We start from the raw sequence: 22,059 nt of genomic DNA on the forward strand, positions 1-22,059 counted from the left end.
TTTCTAAATGGAAAAATTGCGCTGATTATACCTGAATTCTTCCCCTATTTGAATTTTTAACTTAGAATAGCTCTCAATAAGATAAATGAAGGATCTATAAATGTCATACGCCATTTTTTCTATGCTTTGCTATTGTGTCAGTATTTTACTGATTGCGCCTTCTTTGGCACAGGGTCAAACGGTACAAATTAATAAAATTTGGGTTTTATTGACCGCACTTGCCGGGATTGCGTTGCACTATTTGAGCCTGCATTATTGGGAAGATAGCACGCCCAATGGTACAAGTATGACCTTACTGGAAATCAGCTCCTTGCTCAGTCTATTTATCGCCATTTTAGCCAGCTTTCCCCTTTGCTTAAAAGTGCGCACCATTTCCTTTTTGCTACCGATTGCTTATGGGTTTGCGGTGATCAATTTAATTATGGCAGAATTTATTCCAAGCCAAATGGTGCAATTACATCATCAAGTTTTTGCCCATATTGTCTTATCTATGGTGGCCTATTCTGTTTGCTTTATTGCGATGCTTTACAGTATTCAAATTGCGTGGTTGGACAATAATTTGAAGCAGAAAAAAATCATGCCATCCCCTGCGGTTCCGCCGTTAATGTTAGTAGAACGCCATTTTTTCCGCGTGTTATTAAGTGGGGAAATCTTGCTAACCATTACCCTTATTTCAGGAATGTTCTACTTGCTAGATGCCCTTGAACCCACCAATATACATAAAGCCCTCTTCTCATTTTTTGCTTGGGTGGTGTTTGGTGTGTTGCTATTTGGGCACTGGAAATGGCATTGGCGCGGAAAAAGAATGATCATTTTCACAATTTCAGGTATGATTTTGCTCACCATTGCTTATTTTGGTAGCAAAATTCTTTAATATTTAGCGAGTTGGCTCAGGGAAAGCCCTAGCCCAACTTTTTTATCAACAAACAAAAGGATCCGATTTTGGACAGTATCCCCCTTAGTACATTAGTCATCTCTCTCATTATCTGTTTAGTTCTCTCCGCCTATTTTTCAGGCTCAGAAACCGGTCTTCTCTCCGCAAACCGTTACCGTATGCGCCATTTAGCAGAAAAAGGTCATCGCGGGGCACGTAAAGCAGAAAACTTATTAAAAAAGACAGATAAATTACTCAGCCTTATTCTTATTTGTAACAACCTTGTCAACATTACCGCCTCTGCCATTGCCACGATTATTGGTATGCGTTTGTATGGTGATGCCGGGGTTGCCATTGCAACAGGTGTGCTAACCTTTGTCATGTTAGTCTTTTCTGAGATTTATCCTAAAACAGTTGCCGCACTTTACCCTGAAAAAGTCGCGTTTTTATCGAGCCATTTCTTGTCATTGCTGATGAAGATTTGTTCGCCATTAGTTTTCTTAATGAACGTTATTATCAAATTAATGATCAAAATAACCGGATTAAAAACAGAAACTAAAACCAATCATTTAAGCCCTGAAGAACTGCGTTCCATTGTTAACGAAAGCGGCAAATTTATTCCTTCCGCCCACCAAGAAATGCTGTTATCCATTTTGGATTTAGAAGAAGTTACCGTAGACGATATTATGGTACCGCGTAATGATATCTCAGGCATTGATATTGAAGATGACTGGAAAGCCATTATGCGCCAGCTGAACCACGCGCCGCACGGTCGGGTCTTGCTGTACAAAAATAGCATTGATAACAATGTGTTAGGTTTTTTACGCGTACGCGAAGCCTATCGTTTAATGCTAGACAAAAATGAATTCACCAAAGAAACCTTAATTCGCGCGGTAGATGAAATTTACTTTATTCCTGAAGGTACGCCACTCAACGCCCAATTGGTCAATTTCCGCAATAACAAAGAACGTATCGGATTGGTCGTGGACGAATACGGCGATATTAAAGGCTTGGTCACCCTTGAAGATATTTTGGAAGAAATTGTGGGGGAATTTACTACCTCAACCACGCCATCCATTGATGAAGAAATCGTGCCACAATCAGACGGCTCAGTGATTATTGATGGATTAACCAATATTCGTGATATCAATAAGTTATACGACTGGAATTTAGATACAGAAGAAGCACGCACCTTCAACGGGCTGATTTTGGAAACCTTAGAAGATATTCCTGACGAAGGCACAGAGTTTGAACTCAACGGACTTAAAATCACCATCCTAGAAGTGGCGGATAATATGGTTAAACAGGCAAAAGTAGAAAAATGTTAGAAAAAATGACCGCGCTTTAAAGTGCGGTCATTTATTTTCCTATTCTAACGCTTTCCCTTTCAATTCAGGGATTAAGAAAATCGTTGCAAGCATATCAAGCACATAGATTGTGGCTAAGAATGCAATGGCGATTTGGAATGAATAGGCAGAAACAATTGCCCCGACAACCACAGGTCCAAAACCGCCTACAGCTCGACCTAAGTTGAATAAGACATTTTGCGCTGTCGCACGAGCTTCCGTTGGATAGGCTTCTGACATTAAAGCCCCATAACCGCCCATCATCCCGTTTACAAATGCCCCTAACGCCGCACCTGCAAATAACATGGCGGTTGGGTTAGTCAATTGTGAATAGGCAATGATGCTGATGACTGCACCGGCTTGGAAAATTAAGAAACTCGGTTTGCGCCCAATTTTATCCGCTAAACGCCCAAAAATCCAAATACCCGCCATCATGCCACAAATGGTAACTGCCGTCCATAAACCTGATTTGGTTAAACTAAAACCTAATTGTTTCGACAAAAAGTTAGGTAACCAAATCATAATGCCGTAATAGCCGAAGTTTTGTACTGACGTTAAAACAACAATCCCTGCGCTCACTTTGGCGGTTTTGCTGTCATTAATCAATAATTTGAAAGGCGATTGTTTCGGTTTTTCCCTTTCTAATTTGCGGGTAAAGACTTCCGGCTCATGTAAACGCGCGCGTAAAAACCACGCCACAAAAGCGGGGAAAATCCCCACCACAAACATTCCACGCCAGCCAATCACAGGAAGCAATAATGGCGTTAATAAGGCAGCAGCTAATACCCCCACTTGCCACCCCAGCGCCACATAAGATGACGCTTTGGCACGATGACGTGCCGGCCAAGCTTCGGCGGCTAACGCCATCCCGATACCAAATTCACCACCTAAACCGATACCTGCAATAGTGCGATAAATCAGTAAATCCCAATAACCTTGTGCGATAGCACATAAGCCTGTGAAGACGGCAAAGAGAACGATTGTCCAAGTTAATACGCGGACGCGCCCATATTTATCGCTTAATGCGCCGAAAATAATCCCACCCGCCACAGCACCAATTAAGGTCCAAGTCACTAATGAGCCACCTTGCGCAGGGGTTAAACCAAGATCAGCGGAAATAGCAGTTAACATAAAACCAAGGATAAGTAAGTCAAACCCATCCATTGCGTAACCTACGGCTGAGCCTAATAGGGCTTTCCAGCCATAATTATCAACTTTGTGTGTCATTTTGATGTCCTTTTGTTGCTCACAGGCAACCTTTTAAAGATAAAGAAGGGAACCGTTTTTGTTAAACAAAAACTTGCGGCGTAGTGTAGTATTTTTTAGGAAAATGGCAAGGAAATTTATCGTAAAGTATATTCCACAATCAAACTATTCTCTTGAATAAATATAACTCAAAGGTTATTATAAGGGTAAATCACAGCCGGTATATAACTTATATGTTTGAATTATTGTTTCATCCACAAGCATTTGCTGAGATAGAATCACTCAATGATGTTATGAAAGCAAAATTGTTAGCAAAATTAGATAATTAGAACTGCTGGGCAATGAGCTTCGTTTTCCCGATACGCGCCCCATTCAACAGGGATTATTTGAATTACGTGTCGGGAAAAAGGATATCACACGAACGTTTTTCGCCTTTGCTATTGGTCGGAAAATTTATATTTTGCGTACCTTTGCGAAGAAAACCCAAAAAACACCACAATCTGAAATAGATATTGCACTAAGTCGTTTACAGGAGCTAACTGATGAAAATCCAACCTATCTCATATAAAGCCGTCAAAGAAAAATTACTCGCTGATGAAAATGTAAAAGCTCTTTATCTTGAAGAAAAAGCAGCTGAAGATGCGGCATCACTACTTTATGATATGCGAAGTAAAGCAGGCTTAACATCATCTCAAGTTGCTGAAAGAATGGGGGTCTCACAACCTGCTATATCGAAATTGGAACGAAATGCGAATAAAGCCACCCTATCAAGTCTTATTCGCTATGCCAGAGCTTGTGGTATGGAATTACAACTTTCTGCGCACTCTTAATGGTATCCAAAAGCGCGGTCAAAAAAGGCAGGTAAATACCTGCCTATGTCTGAAAAAATATATTTACTCTACCGTTACCGCTTTCGCAAGATTGCGAGGTTGGTCAACGTCTGTCCCTTTAATTAAAGCAATGTGATATGACAATAATTGTAACGGTACGGTGTAGAAAATTGGTGCCGTAATTTCATCCACTTTCGGTAATACGATAGTTTTAAAGCCTGTGGCTTCTTCGAAACCGGCTTCATGATCAGCAAATACATATAACTGACCACCGCGCGCGCGAACTTCTTCGATGTTAGATTTGACTTTCTCTAACAAATCATTTTCAGGCGCAACGACCACGACCGGCATTTCACTATCGATTAATGCTAACGGACCATGTTTCAACTCACCTGCCGCATAGGCTTCTGCATGGATATATGAAATTTCTTTTAATTTCAATGCAGATTCCATCGCGATTGGGTAGTATTCACCACGACCTAAGAATAAGGTGTGATGTTTTTCTGCGAAGTCTTCCGATAATTTCTCAATTTGTTTATCGAACACTAATGCACTTTCAATTTGTGCCGGTAAACGTTGTAACGCTTGAATAATGTGATGTTCTTGTTCATCGCTTAAATTGCCTTTTAAACGACCAATCGCAGCATTTAACAGCAACATACAGGTTAATTGCGTAGTAAAGGCTTTCGTTGATGCTACGCCAATTTCCACACCGGCTTTGGTCATAAAGGCGAAATCGGATTCACGCACTAATGACGAGCTTGCCACGTTACAAATTGTCATGGCTGACATATAACCTGATTCTTTCGCCAAACGAAGTGCGGCTAACGTATCCGCCGTTTCACCTGATTGAGAAAGGGTGATTAACAAGCTATTTGGACGTGTCACAAATTTACGGTAACGGAATTCTGACGCAATTTCCACATCACAGCTTACACCTGCAATGGCTTCAAACCAGTAACGCGCCACCATACCTGCGTTATATGATGTACCGCAAGCCACGATTTGTACGTGTTCCACTTTGCTTAAAATTTCTGCTGCATTTGGCGCAATCGCTTCAATGTTCACGCGACCATCTTTGATACGACCATCAAGGGTATTCATAATTGCCACTGGCTGTTCAAAGATTTCTTTTTGCATATAGTGACGATATGGACCTTTATCGGCCGCATCGTTTTCATAGTTACCTTCGTGAATTTCACGGGTCACTTTATTGCCTGCGCGATCGTAAATATCTACGGTAGTACGTGTAATTTCAGCTACATCGCCTTCTTCAAGGTAAGTAAAACGGCGAGTGACGCTTAACAACGCCAATGGATCTGAGGCTAAGAAGTTTTCGCCAATACCATAACCAATCACTAACGGCGAACCAGAACGTGCCACGATTAAACGAGAAGGATCTTCTTCATTCATCACCACCGTACCATAAGCACCACGTAATTGAACCACGGTTTTTTGCACTGCTTCTAATAAGGTTTTCGCAGTGCGGAATTCCCATTCCACCAAGTGTGCGATAACTTCAGTGTCTGTTTGTGATTGGAATACATAACCACGTTCTTGTAAAACCACTTTTAATTCTTCGTAGTTTTCGATAATACCATTGTGAACCACCGCAATTTTGCCTGAGCGATGTGGGTGCGCATTGGTTTCAGAAGGTTCACCATGGGTTGCCCAACGAGTATGAGCAATCCCTGTTCCGCCTAATAATGGGCTCGCTTCTAACGCATCATCTAAGGCTTTCACTTTACCCACACGGCGCACAATGTGCATTTGTTTGTCTTGACCCAGTACAGCAACGCCCGCAGAGTCGTAACCACGATATTCTAAACGGTGTAAGCCGTCCACCAAAATTGCTGCTACATTACGTTCTGCTACTGCACCAACGATTCCACACATAATTTTTTCCTTTTTCAGTTAATTTAATACATTTACTTGGCAATAATCACTTCAACATTCTGTTGTTCAATCATTGCTTTATCTTGTTCCGTCAACAAATCATCGGTAATTAACACATCAATCTGCTGCCAGTTTAATTCTAAATTTGGCATTTTCCGCCCAATTTTTTGGCTTTCCACCATCACAATCACTTCGCGGCTCACATCTGCCATGACCTGACTGAGACCAATCAATTCATTAAACGTTGTGGTGCCACGTTCCAAATCCACGCCATCGGCACCAATAAATAATTGGTCGAAATCATAAGAACGCAAAACCTGTTCCGCCACTTTTCCTTGGAAAGATTCCGATCGGGTATCCCAAGTGCCACCGGTCATTAAAAGCGTAGGTTCATTTTCCAAGGAACGTAATTCAGTCGCCACAGACAAGGAATTGGTCATCACAATCAACCCTTGCTTTCCGTTAAGTTGTTTGATTAAGGCGGCGGTTGTGCTGCCACTATCAACAATAATACGATTATGATCACGAATACGTTCGGCTGCCGCCTTGGCTATGACAATCTTTCGTTCCGAAAGTTCTTCTTGCTCATCTTCAATAATGTCTTGCGGCATCAAAATGGCACCGCCATATCGGCGCAATAAAAAACCATTGGCCTCAAGTGCGGTTAAATCTTTGCGAATAGTCACTTCTGACGTATCAAAAAGTTGCACTAATTGGTCAACGCTCACTTCACCTTGTTCTTGCAAAATCTGCATAATCCGATGACGGCGTTGTTGTGTGTTGCGTTGATTTAAATTTCGTTTCATTATCCAAACCCAGCCCTAAGTTTCGTTTCGGAATTATATAAGTAAAAAAAAGAAAGGCAAGATGATTTTAAAAGAAATGATAAAAAATAAAAAACCCTGCCACATCCATGGCAGGGCTTAGATTTTGAAATATTAAAATTACGCGTTTACAGCGTCTTTTAATGCTTTACCCGCAACGAACGCAGGTGCTTTTGACGCAGCGATTTTGATTTCTGCACCAGTTTGTGGGTTACGACCGGTACGTTCTTTGCGCGCGTTTACTTTGAATGTACCGAAACCGATTAACTGCACAGCGTCCCCTTTTTTCAAGCTATCAGAGATCGCATCTAAAGTGGCTTCTAATGCCGCTTTTGCGTCTTTTTTAGTTAAACCAGCTTGTGCTGCGATTGCATCGATTAAATCCGTTTTGTTCATAATATAATTACCTATTTCTTTAAATTTAAAGATTGTTTATTTGTATTAGGAAAAATTCCTAGCACATTGACTGTGAAACAGCACTGTAAAGGATAATCGAAGTTCAGCGTTAAGCCAATAGCTAGAAATGCAAATTTTTGTAAATTTCGTGATGCCGGTCACATTTTACACAATTTCTATCCCAATATTGGATAAACGCGCTTCACGTAATTCATTTTTTAGGTCTAAGATCAGACCAGTATCACGCTCTTCACATTCATTTAATATCCGATAAATTAGCCATTGCACATCTAATTCTTCTTGAATTTCTACCGCACTTTTAAGCTCATTTTCCGACAATTCGCGTTCCTGTTCCGTTTCTAAAACAGTGGCCACGGTTTGCATCGACAGTTGGCTAATTTTAATGGCTTGCTCTAAGCTTTCCCCGGCAATAATGGCGTGCAACAATTCAGACAACCCTTCGCAAGCATCAAGCGCCGGCACAACACCAAAGAAATCATAGTCATTCACATCAGGGATAAGGTTTTCCAACTTTTCAAGCTGATTTTCAAAATTGATTTTCGCCCCTTTTACCGTTAAATGTTCCCACACTAAATTGAGAATATTTTGGTAAAGTTTGGCATGCTCAGGTTGTTCAGTGACATCACAAAACAACTTGAAATTCGGGTACATGCGCTCACACAGGCACGCCATAAAAGTCAGGTTTTGCCAGGTTTCAAAGCGTTCAATACGTTTATGAATTGGGTTTCTCATAATATTTTCCTGTAAGGGGTTAATTAGATTAACCCCGATTCACGTTTATTTGTGTTATTTATGATAGGGTTTGGAATATTGATGAATGGCATCAACAAACACTTTCGGACTTTCAACAGGCACATCTTGATGAATACCGTGTCCCAAATTGAACACATGACCCGAACCTTCGCCAAAATCCGCTAAAATTGACCGCACTTCTTGCTCAATACGCTCAGGAGAAGCGTATAACACGGAAGGATCCATATTGCCTTGCAACGCCACTTTATGCCCAACTTGCGCGCGTGCTTGTGCGATGTTTGTCGTCCAGTCTAAGCCAATGGCATCACAGCCGGTATTGGCAATGTGTTCCAACCACAAACCGCCGCCTTTGGTAAATAAGGTGATCGGTACTTTACGCCCGTCATATTCACGAATTAAGCCATCCACAATTTTGTGCATATATTGCAAAGAAAAATCCAGATAATCACGGTGCGCCAATACGCCGCCCCAAGTGTCAAACACCATCACTGCTTGCGCGCCGGCTTTGATTTGTGCATTTAAGTACAAAATCACGCTGTCTGCCACTTTGTCCAACAGAGCGTGCAATAATTCTGGCTCCGCGTAGAGCATTTTTTTGATTTTGGTAAACGCCTTGCTCGAACCGCCTTCCACCATATAAGTCGCCAACGTCCAAGGACTGCCGCTAAAACCGATAAGTGGCACTTCGCCCTTTAATTCACGGCGAATCGTGCGCACGGCGTTCATCACATACTGTAATTCCACTTCAGGATCAGGAATCGGTAAATTTTCCACCGCACTTTTGCTTTCGATAGGGCGAGCAAATTTCGGGCCCTCCCCTGCACCAAAACTTAAGTCCAAGCCCATAGCATCAGGCACCGTTAAAATATCAGAAAATAAAATTGCCGCATCTAAATCATAACGGCGCAAAGGTTGAAGGGTCACTTCGCAAGCCAAATCCGCATTACGGCACAAGGACATAAAATCCCCTGCTTGCGCACGTGTGGCTTTGTATTCCGGCAAATAACGCCCCGCTTGACGCATCATCCACACAGGTGTGCAATCTACAGGTTCACGCAACAGCGCGCGAAGATAACGATCATTTTTCAATTGATTCATAAAAACTCCCAAAAAGAAACCGCACTTTGACGGTGAATGTGCGGTCATTATAAAGGGAATTTTGTTATTTGTCTTTAGCGCGACAGATTTCCAAGGTAGCGTTGATTAAGGCTAAAGCAATCGTTCCTTGTGGCGGCAAAATTGGTAACGGTTCATCACAATGGAACCATTTGGCATCGGCAATTTCCGGTTCCTGCAAACGAATATCGCCGCTGTCATATTCCGCTAAAAAGCCCACCATTTGCGAATTCGGAAATGCCCAAGGTTGGCTGCCAAAATACTGAATATTTTTCACCCGAACTCCGGTTTCTTCCCAAACTTCACGCTCGACCGCTTGTTCAAAGGTTTCCCCTACTTCCACAAAACCCGCTAATGTGGTGTAGATTTTTTTCTCTTTGTGGCGATGATGGTGAGCGAGTAAAATCTCTTTACCACGGCGCACGGCGACAATAATAGACGGACAAATCACAGGATAAGCCCGATAACCACAATGTTCGTTTTGGCATTGTACCGCCCATTCATCCGCAGTATGGGCTGTTTTTGAACCGCACTTACCACAGAATTGATGGGTTTTATAAAAATGATTAAGCTCAATACCGCGATTAAGCAAATGAAATTGTGCCGCAGGCAATGTGAGTAAATCATACAAATACGTCCACTCTCGAGCGTCATTTGCCATTTCCGCCACTAAAAATAACGGCTGATTTTCCCATTCTCCGATGAGCAACGCATCATGTTGCTGCAAACCTAACGCTTCCGCTGTGCCAAAGGGTAAATTTTGGTTCGGGAAATACACATTGGAACCTTGCGTCATAAGCCAAAATCCGCGATCTTGTGGCTGAACTTTTTTCATAAAAACTCCTTGAGAATAAACCGCACTTTAATACTGTTCTCAATATTATAAGCCCGTTTAGATAATTTATTGAAATACCGCGTGCGTTAGATTTAAAAAAATATTACAATTGTTAAAAATTTGTTGAATTCGTTAAATTTAAACTTCATAGGAACTTTTATGAAAAATATCGTTGTTGTTGGCGGTGGCGCGGGCGGTTTAGAACTGGCGACCTTTTTAGGGAACAAGTTAGGGCGTAAAAAACGCGCCAATGTGACGCTTGTTGACCGCAATCAAACTCACCTTTGGAAACCCTTGTTACATGAAGTTGCCACCGGGGTATTAGACGCGGAAACCGATGCGGTAAGCTATCGTGCTCATGCCTTTAATCACGGCTTCCATTTTGAACAAGGCTCGATCGCGCGTATTGACCGCACCAATAAATATGTGGAACTTGAACCTATTATTGGGCAAGAAGGACAACAAATTGTGGTGGCGCGCCGTATTCCTTATGACTACCTGGTTATTGCTATCGGTAGCCGTTCCAATGACTTTAATACGAAAGGGGTGAAAGATCATTGTATTTTCTTGGACGCACCCGACCAAGCATTGCGCTTCCAAAATCGAATGTTAGAGTTGTTCTTAACCTTTGCAGAAAACAACGCTTTATCCGAAATCGGCGAAGATGAAAGCAGACAAAAATTAGTGGAAGACGACAAGGTCAATATTGCCATTGTGGGCGGTGGCGCAACGGGGGTAGAACTTTCGGCGGAATTATTCAATGCGGCGCAACATTTATCTTCTTACGGCTACGGCAAAATTAAAGACGGACATTTGAATGTGACCTTAATTGAAGCGGGGGATCGCCTGTTGCCTGCCTTGCCTGAGCGCATTTCTGATTCGGTGAAAAAAGAGTTGGAAGAATTAGGGGTTAACGTCAAAACGCAAACCATGATCACGGAAGCGACACAAAATAGCTTAATCACCAAAGACGGCAGCGAAATTAAAGCCGACTTAATGGTGTGGGCGGCCGGGATTTGCGTATCACCAATTACGCAGCAATTTGATGGTTTAGAGCTAAACCGCATTAACCAAATCCATATTAAAGATACCCTACAAACTACCGTAGATGACAGTATTTTTGCCATTGGTGATTGCGCATTCTTGTTGCAAAAAGACGGTAAACCGGTACCGCCACGCGGTCAAGCCGCCAACCAAATGGCAACGGTGTGCGGACAAAATATCTTGGCGTTATTCGACAATAAGCCATTGAAAAACTTTAGCTATTTAGATAAAGGGTCTTTAGTTTCATTGTCAAAATTCACCGCACTTGGCAATATTACTACAGGTAAGAAAACCTCTATGACCATTGAAGGGCGACTTGCGCGCTTAGCCTATATTTCCCTTTATCGCTTGCACCAACAAAAACTGCACGGTTGTTTTAAAACGGGTTTGATTATCTTAATCGGTCGTTTAAATCGTTTTATTCGTCCATCCTTGAAGTTGTATTAAACTCATTCGATATTCTTGACGAAACCCCATTTCGAGCGTATTATGCGCTCGATTTTTTTACTTGAGGACACACACTTTGGACAGTCATAGTCGATACCGACTTTCACTTTAAACTGTCGCCTGTCTTTTGACTTATCGGCGACACGTTCGCGGATAAGTTATCTCCGCCTTAATTGGTATCAAAAATACACGCAATTTTGACCGCACTTTTGCCATGGTTTGCGTAATGTTCATCTTGTTTGTTCATACTAACGGAGTATGAAACAATGATTAACGCATTTGCACTAGAAAACGCTCGTCTTACACGCTTAGACGAAGAACAAGCCGAACTCGATACCGCAATTTGGCTTGATCTTATTGAACCTACGGAAGAAGAACGTACAGAATTACAAGAAGGGTTAGGGCAAAGTCTCGCCTCGTTCTTGGAATTGGAAGACATCGAAGCATCCGCCCGTTTCTTTGAAGACGAAGACGGTTTGCACTTACACTCATTCTTTTATTGCGAAGACGAAGATGACTACGCAGATTTGGCTTCTGTGGCGTTTACCATTCGTGACGGTCGTCTATTTACCTTGCGTGATCGTGAATTGCCTGCGTTCCGTTTATATCGTATGCGTTCACGCTATCAACGTTTAGAAGAATGTAATGCCTATGAAGTGTTGCTTGACTTATTTGAAACTAAAATCGAGCAATTAGCGGATGTGATTGAAACAGGCTATTCTGAATTGGAAAAATTAAGCCGGGTTATTTTGGACGGCAAACAAGGGGAAGCCTTTAATGATGCCTTAAGTACCTTAACCGAACAAGAAGATAACAGCTCCAAAGTGCGGATGTGTTTGATGGACACGCAACGCGCCTTAAGTTTTTTAGTGCGCAAAACCCGCTTGCCCGCCAACCAGTTAGAACAGGCACGCGAAATTTTGCGAGATATTGAGTCCTTGCAACCGCACAATGAATCCTTGTTCCAAAAAGTAAACTTTTTAATGCAAGCGGCAATGGGTTATATCAACATTGAGCAGAATAAAATTATGAAATTCTTCTCGGTGGTATCGGTGATGTTCCTACCGGCAACGTTAGTGGCATCCACCTACGGTATGAACTTTGAATTTATGCCGGAACTTCATTTTAAATATGGCTACCCAATGGCAATCGGTTTGATGATCGCCGCCGCGCTGACGCCTTATATTTACTTCAAACGTAAAGGTTGGTTGTAACAATAAATAATGGCGCAAAAGGTTTCTAGCAATGTAACGAACCTTTTGCGCCTTTCCCTTGAATTTTCCCCGCATTACCCTTATCTTAAAACCAACTTTTTCTTATCAAGGAACAATCTAATGAGCTTTAACTCGATTCAATATCTCGCTTTCACCATTATCAATGTCTATAGCTTAATTTTGATGTTGCGTATGTGGTTACAATACAGCAAAGCGGACTTTTATAATCCCATTTCCCAAGCGGTTGTACGCGCTACCGATCCGGCATTAAAACCTTTACGCAAAGCTCTCAAACCGATTAAAGGTGTAGATCTTGCCGCGCTGACATTGGTTTTTATTTTAGGTTGCGCCAAAGTTCCTGCAATGTGGTTTCTAGGTGGTGTGGGATCCTTTGAAAGCATCGTCACTAACCTGATTGAAATTGCGCTGATTGGCGTATTGAGTATTCTCAGCAATTTTGGGCAAATGATTTTATACGTCATTTTTATCGGTGCCATTTTAAGCTGGTTCCGCCGTGGAAATGATGCACTAAGCTACTTACTTTACCAACTCAGCGAACCTGTGTTGCGCCCAATTCGCCGCTTTTTACCTCAAACAGGCATGATCGATTTCTCGCCAATGATCTTAGCCTTTGCCTTATTTTGGCTCAATCGCGTAATGTATGATTTATTCCCAACCCTTTGGTCTTGGGCATAAGTGCGGTGAAAATAGCGAGAGATTTTATGGCTGCCGTAGAAAAAACACACGAAGGTATTCGCTTACGGATATTCTTACAACCCAAAGCCAGCAAAGATGCCTTTGTTGGCTTGCATGATGATGAACTCAAAATCAGCATCACCGCTCCGCCCATTGATGGTGCGGCAAATGCGCATTTATTGAAATACCTTAGTAAGGCGTTTAAAGTACCTAAAAGTGCAATTATTTTAGAGAAAGGCGAACTCAATCGACATAAACAGGTATTTATTCCGGCACCGAAATTAGTGCCTGAGGAAGTGTTAAGGTTGTTGTGATATGGCTATCTAGGCGTGCAGGGTTCACATTTCAATAAACTCAAGGGCCGCTGCGCGCACAACCGAATAAAATGAATCGCTTTTACAAACTCAATTCAAACATCGCTTTTTTAGGATTTAATCGGAATCCCTCCGATTCCAAAATTGCGCGTTGTTGCATATCTTGTTCCACAGTCAAACGTGTAGATTGCGTAAAGGCAACAAATTCTTTGGCTTTTTCAATCAATGCCTTATAAATCTCGTTCCGATATTTTCCCTCTTGCACAAAAATATCTGTCAGCTGCCAATAACGTTGTAATTGAAGAGATGAAAGACGGGGATACAATTGAATAAAACCGACTGCTTTTTCATTTTCATCCATCACAATAAAAAAAATACTTTCACCAAAACGAATACGATTGCTCAAAAACGTTAAAGTGCGGTCAGGGTTTTCTGACATGCCGTGGGCTAAACGATATTCTTCAAAAAGCGGCAAAAGGGCGGCTACATTCCATTGTTCGGCTTTGAAAATACGCATAATTCGGTTCACTTAGTTAAAATTGATTAAAAAATAACAAAACTATACAGTAAATTGTAACCGCTAAAACTAAATTTAGCACTACTTAGATCAAAAAATAGTGAAAAAAGCCAAAATTACCCCCAAATTTTTGGTATATTAAGCACGTCTGTTTTTTACTAAATATGGAGAAAATAAAATGGCAGCTCGTAAACCATTAGTGATGGGAAACTGGAAATTAAACGGTAGCAAAGCGTTTACTAAAGAGTTAATCGAAGGTTTAAAAGCAGAATTAGCAGGCGTTAACGGTTGTGATGTCGCAATTGCACCACCTGTAATGTATCTTGCAGAAGCCGAAGCCGCCCTTGCAGGTAGCCAAATTGCCTTAGGTTCACAAAACGTGGATGTCAATGTACAAGGTGCATTCACAGGCGATATTTCAACAGCGATGTTAAAAGATTTCGGTGCGAAATATATCATCATCGGTCACTCAGAACGCCGTACTTACCACAAAGAAAGCGATGAATTTATCGCGAAAAAATTCGGTGCGTTAAAAGAAGCCGGTTTAGTGCCGGTATTATGTATCGGTGAATCTGAAGCAGAAAATGAAGCGGGCAAAACCGAAGAAGTTTGCGCACGTCAAATTGATGCGGTAATCAACGCATTAGGCGTGGAAGCATTCAACGGCGCGGTGATCGCGTACGAACCAATTTGGGCAATCGGTACAGGCAAATCTGCTACTCCGGCACAAGCACAAGCCGTTCACGCATTCATCCGTGGTCATATCGCAGCAAAATCACAAGCCGTCGCGGATCAAGTTATCATCCAATACGGTGGTTCTGTAAATGACGCTAACGCAGCAGAATTATTCACACAACCGGATATCGATGGTGCATTAGTAGGCGGCGCATCATTAAAAGCCCCTGCATTTGCAGTGATTGTGAAAGCAGCGGCAGCCGCAAAAGCGTAGTTTTTGCTAACACACCTAGCACGAGCCGTGCTAGGTTCCTTAAGCCCAGCTCCGCTGGGGCTGAAAACAAGAGCCGCAGAGCGGCTCAGATTAAAGAACCCTATACGGCTCGTATAGGGTTCGTCAAAGGTCGAAAGTGCGGTTAAAATTGACCGCACTTTTTTATTTCTACGGTATGATGTGGCAGTTGCACAAGACGGTCGTTGAGCTTGTCGAAACGTAAGTCTTGTGCAACCGCTGAAATGTCTTATAGTTCGACAGGCTCACTAACCGCCATTTCAGCTTTGTGTAATTACTACATCGTATTTTAACGTAATGAAATCCATATGGGGATTGATGATGTGGCGTTTAATTTATACCCTGTTAATGTACATTTTACAGCCGTTTATTTTGCTATTTATGCTATTTCGTAGCCTAAAAGCCCCGAAATATCGCTCACGGTTGAAAGAACGCTATGGTTTTTATGGCACAATGTTGGCACCAAAACCCCGGGGTATAATGGTCCACGCCGCCTCAGTCGGCGAAGTCATTGCCGCCACGCCATTTATTCAAGCCATTCAAGCAAAATATCCCGAATTGGCGATAACCGTTACGACAATGACCCCCACAGGTTCTGAGCGTGTGAAATCTGCTTTTGGCAATCGTGTCACCCACGTATTTCTGCCCTATGATTTACCTTGTGCCGTGCGCCGTTTTATTAATTTTGTGCAACCTAAAGTTTGTATTGTGATAGAAACCGAACTTTGGGCAAACTTAATTCATGGCTTACATCAGAAACAAATTCCCTTTATTATTGCCAATGCGCGCTTATCCGAACGCTCAGCATGCCGTTATGGCAAAGTCAAAAACTGCCTAAAGGAAATGCTCAGCGAAATTGAGTTAATAGCCCCACAAGATAACTTTAGTGGCGCACGTTACCAACAAATTGGCTATCAAGGTAAATTAAGTCTCACGGGCAATATCAAATACGATTTGCATATCAGTGATGAATTGACCCAAAAAATGACTGAATTCAAAACAGCTCTCGGCAATCGCCCGATTTGGATTGCCGCCAGTACGCACGCCGGCGAAGAAGAAATCATCTTAAAATCGCACCGCACTTTACTGGCGACCTATCCGGATTTATTGCTGATTTTAGTACCGCGTCATCCCGAACATTTTAATGGGGTGGCAGAGCTGATTGAACAAGGCAATTTCAGCTATATCCGCCGTTCTACAGGAAAATTGCCCCATAAAGAAACTCAAATTCTGCTCGGTGATACCATGGGGGAATTGCTGTTAATGTATGGTGTGTCCGATGTGGCGTTTGTGGGCGGAAGTCTGATCAAACGTGGCGGACACAATCCCCTTGAACCGCTGGCGTTTAAATGCCCTGTTATTAGCGGCAAACACACCTTTAACTTCCCCGAAGTGTTTGCTAAATTAAAACAAGTGAATGGAATGATTGAAATTGACGCAAACCCCACCGCACTTTCACAAGCCGTTCACTCTTGTTTAGAGAACAAAACCTTACGCGAAAAACTTGGTCATGCCGGTTTCAGCGTATTAATGGAAAACCGCGGTGCATTACAACGTTTAATGGACTTATTAACACCTTATTTAGAGAAAACATCATGACCACCGTCATTTACCCCGGCACATTCGACCCCATTACCAACGGGCATTTAGATATTATTGAACGCAGCGCAAAATTATTCGACAACGTGATTGTTGCCGTTGCCGCCAGCCCAAGCAAAAAACCTTTGTTTGAGTTGGAAGAACGCGTTCAATTAGTGGAAAAATCCTGCGCGCACGTAGCCAATGTCCGCGTCATTGGTTTTTCTGATTTACTCGCCAATGTGGTCAATCAATTAGAAATTACCGCCATTATCCGCGGAATGCGTACCACAATGGACTTTGAATATGAACTTCAACTAGCCCATTTAAACCGCACCCTTACCCAAGGCGTTGAAAGCTTATTTCTCCCCACCACCGAACAATGGTCTTACGTTTCCTCCACCATTGTGCGCGAAATTTTCTTGCACGGCGGCGATGTGAGCCAGTTTGTGCCACAGGCAGTGTTGGAAGGATTAAAGAAAAAATCTTAGAGTAGGGACGCCACGCTTGGCGTCCATTGTAAAAACGAAGCGTAATTTAATTATGGACGCCAAGCGTGGCGTCCCTACAAATGATTTATACGGTAAATAAAATTGATGTATTAAATAAAGAATAAAAAAGTAAAAACAAAAAACGTAAAACATCGGTTGAATTAGACCGCTTACTTTCAGCATCTTGTGATCCTCTGATCGATCAAGATCCTACCGCAATCTATTCACGAATAGTCGCCTATTCAAAAGGAAATCTCAGCGTTTTACCTGCCTTGTGGGAAAGAAATATCAGCTATGTGATAGACAATTTTGTGCGTAAAAAGTTTTCCGCAGGGGTTGATTTTTTTTTTTTTTACAATAGGGAAGTTTTTATTTTTTAGAATGAGGCTTCAATTATGGATTTTATCTTATCTCTTTTAAATTATCTAGCTATTATTGTTTATATAGTAGCAATATTAATTTTTGGAATTCTTTATTTTCTTTCCTATAAATGTAAATCAAAAATCTGGTTTATTATAGTGCTATTAACATTAATAGTTATATCTTCCGTAATTAACATAGATTTAAAAGAAATAGGTCGTTTATATGGTATGGAAAAACCACCTAGCACAGTAGAAATTTTGATAGAAAGTTTTAATTTAAATGGTTTTATACAAACCTTGGTTACAGCTATTTTTTTACCTGTTTTTCTTGTTAGAGTACTAAAAATAGAAGAGGAAAAAAATAAGGAAAATAAAATGGAAGGTGGCAAGGAAAGTAATAAAAAAGGTTGGTGGGAAAAAATAATAAAGTGAAAACTAAGGGGTAAAATGTTTGGATAGCCCCCACATAACTATGTAGCAAAAGCACAAAGGCAAAATCTCACTCCAAATTGAGTAAAATTTTGCCTTTAAATTAAAAAAATCGCGGACAACTTATTTTTACTAAGGTAGTATAAAATAAAAAGGAAATTAAAATGAAAAAAACATTAGTTTTATTATTAGGGATAATTGGTTTATCTTTTTCAACCAATATACTAGCAAATGACAAAGATTTTTATGCTGGCTGGGAAGAATTAGAATTACATGCAGCAGATGTAGTAAATTTTAGAATTGAGCATAATGGAGCAGAATTATTACATAAACATGTTATGTTCTATACAGATAATACTTGTACTAAAGATAAAAAATTGGATATAAAATATTATGAAACTCCTTATGATGAAAGACAAAAAATTCCATATAGATTAGTTTATACCTTTAAACATCAAGGTAAAGAAAAATTATATGTTGAAAGAAATTTATGTATCAAATAAATAATAGGGCTTTAAAGCCCTATTAATTTAGCCTAGTTTAAAACTTACTTTATTGTCATTGTTATCCACATTAGATTCACTAGGATTAAATTTTTCTCCTACATTGGGATGCTGATCTATAGTTGATGATAATTCACCATGGTTTGTCACTTCATCAATATATTCTTTTGGTGTTGAAGAGCTATTTTCCTTATTATCAATATTAGTACCATACTTCTTCTGACTCTTAATTATTTCCTCATCAATATCAATTCCATATTCTCCTAATTTATCTTTTATTTCAGGGTGATTATCTAAAATAGATTGGAGATTTTTTACCTTATTTCCACCATTTGTTAGTTCTGTAATAAACTTTTCTTTTAAACTTGGATCTTTCATGATTTCATCTAAAACAGCTTGATTTTCATTAAATAAAGTTTTAATAACCTCAATGGTGCTTAGGCTTGGGTTTTCTAGATGTAAAGCTCCTAACATATATGTAATATGCTCTGGATTTATCTTTTCCTGATTTTTTACACTCTGGCTAATTGAGTATAAGTGTTGAACAGCATCAGTTTCCAAAGCCCAATTTTCTTTCATCATCTTTTTTTGCCCATCATTTAATGATGGGTTATTATCAATTAATTCAGAATATTCTTTTCTTATCTGAGAAATTTCTTCTAAATCTTGAATTTTACTGATGTCTTTGTATTTTGTTAGAGTATTAAATAATTTTTGTTGAAGTTCTTCAATTTTCTTTTTAAATTCTTCATCTGAAAGTTTATTGTGCTGATTAGCAATAGCAGCAGATTGAATTTCAGCCTGAGTATTTTTAGCTTCTTCTTTATCTTGATTATTCAAGTTAGGAAATAGTTTCTCATTTTCAACAAATTCAGAAAATTTCTCTATACCTATTTTGAAATTTTGTTTTTCTTGATGGGATAAATCATTCCAGCTCATCCCAAATTGGTTAAATAACTTGTCATATAATAAATAATTATGCTGATAAGATGAATTTTCTTTTAAACTGTTCTCTTTGTTTTGTTTTTCTTCTTGCTTTTTAGTTTGAAGATTTTGATAAGCATTTACTTCTTTGTTTTGATATACAGCTTTAAAATATTGTTTCTCTTTGGCTTCTTCTTTGATTTCCTTCTCAATAACATCAGACTTTAAATAAGTTTGATAATGTGGGTTTTCTTGAAGTCTGTTATTAATTTTTAAAGCAGTAAATCTGTGCTGTGGATTAGATGAATTCATTAATTCATTAGCAAAGTTTTCTAACTCCGGAAATAAATTAACATCATTAATAGCAGATAAATTAATATTATTTATCATCTCTAATATAGAATCTTTATTAATAGCCATTTTTTGATTAAAAAGTAAAATAAAACTAACTAATTTTATTATAATAAAAAAAGCTAATTAAATAGCAAAAACACACCAAATGAATCAAAATTTCATGTTTGTGCTTTTCCTACATAGTGATGGGGAAACCATACCCTGCCATTAACCAATCCCAATTTTCATCTGTAAAGCTAATCCCCATGCGTTCCACTTCTTTTAAAAATGAGCGTTTTAAACGTTCAAGATTGCCCTGTTTCCAAGAATTGCCCGATTTTTCACCGCACTTATCGAAATCCAATAGCCAAACTTTTTGCTCGTTATTTTGCTGTTGCACCAAAATATTATGGGCGTTTAAATCCGTGTGGCAGATGCCTAAATCGTGCATTTTTCGGATCATATTGCCAATAGCTTGCCAGCTCGCTTTAGGTAAGGTTTCTTGTTGTAAAAGCGCGGTTAAATCACGGGCATTTTCCACTTTTTCCGTTAAAATATCCGCACGATAGCAACAAAATCCTGTTTTTTCTACTTTTGCCGCAATGGGTTTAGGCACATTTAAACCCGCTTGATACAAGCGTTCAAGCAAATGAAATTCGGCAAAACTTCGTGTTTGTTCAAGGGTAGAAAAATAATAACGATCCCGATTTAATTTGCCGTATAGCCCACCACGATAATAATGGCGCAATGCGGTATTGACCCCAAACAGATCTTGCGATTGAATAAACCACGTGGTGCCTCGCCCTTTTGCTGAGCCTAAAATACGATGTTGTGCTTGCCAAAAGTCCGGCGAAAAGAACCGCACTTGATCGGTATGCGCTCCCTCAAAATTAAATAAGTAAAAACAATTTTTCTCTTGGATTTGTAGCATTTTTTCTATCCTTTCTAGCGTACAACGGCATTCTACTCTAAAATACCGCCAATCCGCAAAATTAGGAACCTAAAATGACAACTTTATTTACCCCACAAAATCCCCCGAAATCCCTTTGTATTCTTCGCTTATCTGCCATTGGCGATGTGACCCATGCCTTGGCTGTGGTGCAAGAAATTCAGCGTTTTTACCCTGAATGTCAAATTACGTGGATTGTAGGCAAAGCAGAATTTGGGCTTTTATCCGCAGTCACGGATTTAAACTTGGTGGCTTACGATAAAAAAGCAGGATTGAAAGGTATGCTCGCGCTTTGGAAACGGCTGTCAAATCAACGTTTTGATGCCTTGTTAAATATGCAAACCGCCTTGCGTGCTTCTTTGCTTTCTTTGGGAATCAAAGCGAAATATAAAATTGGCTTTGGCGAAAAGCGAGCTCGGGAAGGACAAACGTTTTTTGTTAACCAACGGGTTCAAGATCCCGAAAATCCGCATGTCATGGACGGTTTTATGGCGTTTGCCGCAAAAATCGGTGTGCCTGCCTTTCGTCCGCAATGGTCGCTCAAGTTGCCGGAAAATATTGCACAAAAATTCAATTTACCGGCTCAATACGTGGTGATTTCCCCTTGTTCAAGCAAAGCGGAAAAAGACTGGGTGTTAGAACGCTACGCCGAAGTGGCAACCCGATTAAATGCACAAGGGCATAATGTGGTGCTTTGTGGTTCACCTGCGCCACGAGAAATGGAAATTTGCCAAAAAATCACCGCACTTTGCGCCTTTGATGTGATCAATTTATGTGGAAAAACCCGTTTAGATGAGCTTTGTGCGGTGATAAAAAATGCAGACTTGGTTATCGCGCCGGATAGTGGCCCTGCGCATATTGCCACCATGGTTGGTACGCCTGTGATCGGGCTTTATGCCTATCACAACCCTTGGCGCACAGGCCCTTATCACAATCTTAATAACGTGGTTTCGGTTTATGAACAAAATGCCTTGAAAGAGTTTGGCAAACCGTCTTCAGCATTGCCTTGGGCAACGAAACTCAAAGGCAAAAATTTAATGGCACAAATTGAAGTCAAAGCGGTATTAGCACAAATTTCGCTTATTTTGCCATCCATTAAGTAATTCCCATTTCTCTCAATTTGCACTATCACGCCATTGTTCAACATTAAAATCATAAAAAAATTGACCGCACTTGTTTAACTCTACTCGTTTG

24 protein-coding genes are annotated in these 22,059 nt (G+C 40.4%); 14 read left to right on the top strand and 10 right to left on the bottom strand.

All coding sequences use genetic code 11. The annotated features are described in order from the left end of the window. The first annotated feature begins 100 nt into the window (after window positions 1-100). A complete protein-coding gene (gene ccsA, locus Q0O89_RS00280) occupies window positions 101-874 on the top strand; it encodes a cytochrome c biogenesis protein CcsA (RefSeq protein WP_135710774.1) in 774 nt (257 codons plus the stop codon). Window positions 875-942: 68 nt separating this feature from the next. Beyond that, window positions 943-2,202 carry an HlyC/CorC family transporter gene (locus tag Q0O89_RS00285; protein ID WP_293729396.1) on the top strand — a complete coding sequence of 420 codons (1,260 nt, stop codon included), beginning with the start codon at window positions 943-945 and terminating at the stop codon, window positions 2,200-2,202. A 39-nt stretch (window positions 2,203-2,241) separates the two neighbouring features. Here the strand turns inward: Q0O89_RS00285 and Q0O89_RS00290 are convergent, their stop codons facing one another. Further along, window positions 2,242-3,447: an MFS transporter gene (locus Q0O89_RS00290; RefSeq protein WP_293729398.1), complete on the bottom strand. Its 1,206-nt coding sequence runs from the start codon at window positions 3,445-3,447 to the stop codon at window positions 2,242-2,244. Between the two features lie 349 nt (window positions 3,448-3,796). Between Q0O89_RS00290 and Q0O89_RS00295 the strand changes: the two genes are divergently transcribed. Both Q0O89_RS00295 and Q0O89_RS00300 read left to right on the top strand, forming a co-directional pair. Further along, window positions 3,797-3,994 (top strand): type II toxin-antitoxin system RelE/ParE family toxin, encoded by a 198-nt coding sequence (locus Q0O89_RS00295; RefSeq protein WP_293729941.1) that lies wholly within the window; start codon window positions 3,797-3,799, stop codon window positions 3,992-3,994. After that, the gene (locus tag Q0O89_RS00300) at window positions 3,969-4,256 is read left to right on the top strand and encodes a helix-turn-helix transcriptional regulator (protein ID WP_273384271.1); all 288 of its coding nucleotides are present in this window, start codon (window positions 3,969-3,971) and stop codon (window positions 4,254-4,256) included. The genes Q0O89_RS00295 and Q0O89_RS00300 overlap by 26 nt, the downstream gene beginning before the upstream one ends. Window positions 4,257-4,319: 63 nt before the next feature. Here the strand turns inward: Q0O89_RS00300 and glmS are convergent, their stop codons facing one another. The 6 genes from glmS to nudC all read right to left on the bottom strand — a co-directional run bounded on the left by glmS (window position 4,320) and on the right by nudC (window position 10,097). After that, window positions 4,320-6,152, bottom strand: a complete 1,833-nt coding sequence (gene glmS, locus Q0O89_RS00305) for a glutamine--fructose-6-phosphate transaminase (isomerizing) (protein WP_135710771.1) — start codon at window positions 6,150-6,152, stop codon at window positions 4,320-4,322. 32 nt (window positions 6,153-6,184) lie between these two features. Further along, a complete protein-coding gene (locus tag Q0O89_RS00310; RefSeq protein WP_273403521.1) occupies window positions 6,185-6,958 on the bottom strand; it encodes a DeoR family transcriptional regulator in 774 nt (257 codons plus the stop codon). Between the two features lie 138 nt (window positions 6,959-7,096). After that, window positions 7,097-7,372: an HU family DNA-binding protein gene (locus Q0O89_RS00315; RefSeq protein WP_135710769.1), complete on the bottom strand. Its 276-nt coding sequence runs from the start codon at window positions 7,370-7,372 to the stop codon at window positions 7,097-7,099. 165 nt (window positions 7,373-7,537) lie between these two features. Further along, complete coding sequence (locus Q0O89_RS00320; RefSeq protein ID WP_293729405.1) at window positions 7,538-8,125, bottom strand: DUF416 family protein; 588 nt, start codon at window positions 8,123-8,125, stop codon at window positions 7,538-7,540. A 54-nt stretch (window positions 8,126-8,179) separates the two neighbouring features. Continuing rightward, entirely contained in the window at window positions 8,180-9,244 is a 1,065-nt protein-coding gene (hemE, locus tag Q0O89_RS00325; RefSeq protein WP_293729407.1) for a uroporphyrinogen decarboxylase, read from the bottom strand. 64 nt (window positions 9,245-9,308) lie between these two features. Continuing rightward, window positions 9,309-10,097: an NAD(+) diphosphatase gene (gene nudC, locus Q0O89_RS00330; RefSeq protein ID WP_293729409.1), complete on the bottom strand. Its 789-nt coding sequence runs from the start codon at window positions 10,095-10,097 to the stop codon at window positions 9,309-9,311. A gap of 159 nt (window positions 10,098-10,256) precedes the next feature. On the opposite strand from nudC, the gene Q0O89_RS00335 reads away from it, so the two are divergent. The 4 genes from Q0O89_RS00335 to yggU all read left to right on the top strand — a co-directional run bounded on the left by Q0O89_RS00335 (window position 10,257) and on the right by yggU (window position 13,812). Further along, entirely contained in the window at window positions 10,257-11,588 is a 1,332-nt protein-coding gene (locus Q0O89_RS00335) for an NAD(P)/FAD-dependent oxidoreductase (RefSeq protein ID WP_293729411.1), read from the top strand. 266 nt (window positions 11,589-11,854) lie between these two features. Beyond that, window positions 11,855-12,802 (top strand): magnesium/cobalt transporter CorA, encoded by a 948-nt coding sequence (gene corA / locus Q0O89_RS00340; RefSeq protein WP_135709144.1) that lies wholly within the window; start codon window positions 11,855-11,857, stop codon window positions 12,800-12,802. A gap of 120 nt (window positions 12,803-12,922) precedes the next feature. Further along, window positions 12,923-13,498 (top strand): YggT family protein, encoded by a 576-nt coding sequence (locus tag Q0O89_RS00345; protein ID WP_135709143.1) that lies wholly within the window; start codon window positions 12,923-12,925, stop codon window positions 13,496-13,498. Between the two features lie 26 nt (window positions 13,499-13,524). Beyond that, a complete protein-coding gene (gene yggU, locus Q0O89_RS00350; protein ID WP_293729416.1) occupies window positions 13,525-13,812 on the top strand; it encodes a DUF167 family protein YggU in 288 nt (95 codons plus the stop codon). A gap of 82 nt (window positions 13,813-13,894) precedes the next feature. On the opposite strand, the gene Q0O89_RS00355 is transcribed toward yggU, so the two are convergent. Beyond that, a complete protein-coding gene (locus Q0O89_RS00355; protein ID WP_273316268.1) occupies window positions 13,895-14,329 on the bottom strand; it encodes a GNAT family N-acetyltransferase in 435 nt (144 codons plus the stop codon). A 178-nt stretch (window positions 14,330-14,507) separates the two neighbouring features. On the opposite strand from Q0O89_RS00355, the gene tpiA reads away from it, so the two are divergent. From tpiA to Q0O89_RS00380, 5 genes are all read left to right on the top strand, one after another. Further along, a complete protein-coding gene (gene tpiA / locus Q0O89_RS00360; RefSeq protein ID WP_135709140.1) occupies window positions 14,508-15,278 on the top strand; it encodes a triose-phosphate isomerase in 771 nt (256 codons plus the stop codon). A gap of 339 nt (window positions 15,279-15,617) precedes the next feature. Continuing rightward, on the top strand, window positions 15,618-16,895 hold the full coding sequence (waaA, locus tag Q0O89_RS00365; RefSeq protein ID WP_293729942.1) for a lipid IV(A) 3-deoxy-D-manno-octulosonic acid transferase: 1,278 nt from the start codon (window positions 15,618-15,620) through the stop codon (window positions 16,893-16,895). Next, a complete protein-coding gene (coaD, locus tag Q0O89_RS00370; RefSeq protein ID WP_293729421.1) occupies window positions 16,892-17,365 on the top strand; it encodes a pantetheine-phosphate adenylyltransferase in 474 nt (157 codons plus the stop codon). The genes waaA and coaD overlap by 4 nt, the downstream gene beginning before the upstream one ends. A 395-nt stretch (window positions 17,366-17,760) precedes the next feature. Next, window positions 17,761-18,159 (top strand): hypothetical protein, encoded by a 399-nt coding sequence (locus Q0O89_RS00375; RefSeq protein ID WP_293729423.1) that lies wholly within the window; start codon window positions 17,761-17,763, stop codon window positions 18,157-18,159. Window positions 18,160-18,320: 161 nt separating this feature from the next. Beyond that, window positions 18,321-18,659 (top strand): hypothetical protein, encoded by a 339-nt coding sequence (locus Q0O89_RS00380; protein ID WP_293729425.1) that lies wholly within the window; start codon window positions 18,321-18,323, stop codon window positions 18,657-18,659. Window positions 18,660-18,686: 27 nt separating this feature from the next. Here Q0O89_RS00380 and Q0O89_RS00385 read toward each other — a convergent pair whose 3' ends face one another. Further along, on the bottom strand, window positions 18,687-20,003 hold the full coding sequence (locus Q0O89_RS00385; RefSeq protein ID WP_293729427.1) for a hypothetical protein: 1,317 nt from the start codon (window positions 20,001-20,003) through the stop codon (window positions 18,687-18,689). A 109-nt stretch (window positions 20,004-20,112) separates the two neighbouring features. After that, entirely contained in the window at window positions 20,113-20,847 is a 735-nt protein-coding gene (locus Q0O89_RS00390) for a 3-deoxy-D-manno-octulosonic acid kinase (RefSeq protein ID WP_293729429.1), read from the bottom strand. Between the two features lie 74 nt (window positions 20,848-20,921). On the opposite strand from Q0O89_RS00390, the gene Q0O89_RS00395 reads away from it, so the two are divergent. After that, window positions 20,922-21,968, top strand: a complete 1,047-nt coding sequence (locus Q0O89_RS00395; protein ID WP_293729431.1) for a glycosyltransferase family 9 protein — start codon at window positions 20,922-20,924, stop codon at window positions 21,966-21,968. Window positions 21,969-22,059 lie beyond the last annotated feature (91 nt).

Source organism: uncultured Actinobacillus sp. (assembly GCF_945915845.1).
In the GTDB taxonomy this organism is placed as follows: domain Bacteria; phylum Pseudomonadota; class Gammaproteobacteria; order Enterobacterales; family Pasteurellaceae; genus Exercitatus.

Coding starts and splice junctions, on each gene's coding strand:
- ccsA (WP_135710774.1), top strand. CDS start 101: ATGTCATACGCCATTTTTTCTATGCTTTGCTATTGTGTCAGTATTTTA.
- Q0O89_RS00290 (WP_293729398.1), bottom strand. CDS start 3,447: ATGACACACAAAGTTGATAATTATGGCTGGAAAGCCCTATTAGGCTCA.
- Q0O89_RS00300 (WP_273384271.1), top strand. CDS start 3,969: ATGAAAATCCAACCTATCTCATATAAAGCCGTCAAAGAAAAATTACTC.
- glmS (WP_135710771.1), bottom strand. CDS start 6,152: ATGTGTGGAATCGTTGGTGCAGTAGCAGAACGTAATGTAGCAGCAATT.
- Q0O89_RS00310 (WP_273403521.1), bottom strand. CDS start 6,958: ATGAAACGAAATTTAAATCAACGCAACACACAACAACGCCGTCATCGG.
- Q0O89_RS00315 (WP_135710769.1), bottom strand. CDS start 7,372: ATGAACAAAACGGATTTAATCGATGCAATCGCAGCACAAGCTGGTTTA.
- Q0O89_RS00320 (WP_293729405.1), bottom strand. CDS start 8,125: ATGAGAAACCCAATTCATAAACGTATTGAACGCTTTGAAACCTGGCAA.
- hemE (WP_293729407.1), bottom strand. CDS start 9,244: ATGAATCAATTGAAAAATGATCGTTATCTTCGCGCGCTGTTGCGTGAA.
- nudC (WP_293729409.1), bottom strand. CDS start 10,097: ATGAAAAAAGTTCAGCCACAAGATCGCGGATTTTGGCTTATGACGCAA.
- Q0O89_RS00335 (WP_293729411.1), top strand. CDS start 10,257: ATGAAAAATATCGTTGTTGTTGGCGGTGGCGCGGGCGGTTTAGAACTG.
- corA (WP_135709144.1), top strand. CDS start 11,855: ATGATTAACGCATTTGCACTAGAAAACGCTCGTCTTACACGCTTAGAC.
- Q0O89_RS00345 (WP_135709143.1), top strand. CDS start 12,923: ATGAGCTTTAACTCGATTCAATATCTCGCTTTCACCATTATCAATGTC.
- yggU (WP_293729416.1), top strand. CDS start 13,525: ATGGCTGCCGTAGAAAAAACACACGAAGGTATTCGCTTACGGATATTC.
- Q0O89_RS00355 (WP_273316268.1), bottom strand. CDS start 14,329: ATGCGTATTTTCAAAGCCGAACAATGGAATGTAGCCGCCCTTTTGCCG.
- tpiA (WP_135709140.1), top strand. CDS start 14,508: ATGGCAGCTCGTAAACCATTAGTGATGGGAAACTGGAAATTAAACGGT.
- waaA (WP_293729942.1), top strand. CDS start 15,618: ATGTGGCGTTTAATTTATACCCTGTTAATGTACATTTTACAGCCGTTT.
- coaD (WP_293729421.1), top strand. CDS start 16,892: ATGACCACCGTCATTTACCCCGGCACATTCGACCCCATTACCAACGGG.
- Q0O89_RS00375 (WP_293729423.1), top strand. CDS start 17,761: ATGGATTTTATCTTATCTCTTTTAAATTATCTAGCTATTATTGTTTAT.
- Q0O89_RS00380 (WP_293729425.1), top strand. CDS start 18,321: ATGAAAAAAACATTAGTTTTATTATTAGGGATAATTGGTTTATCTTTT.
- Q0O89_RS00385 (WP_293729427.1), bottom strand. CDS start 20,003: ATGGCTATTAATAAAGATTCTATATTAGAGATGATAAATAATATTAAT.
- Q0O89_RS00390 (WP_293729429.1), bottom strand. CDS start 20,847: ATGCTACAAATCCAAGAGAAAAATTGTTTTTACTTATTTAATTTTGAG.
- Q0O89_RS00395 (WP_293729431.1), top strand. CDS start 20,922: ATGACAACTTTATTTACCCCACAAAATCCCCCGAAATCCCTTTGTATT.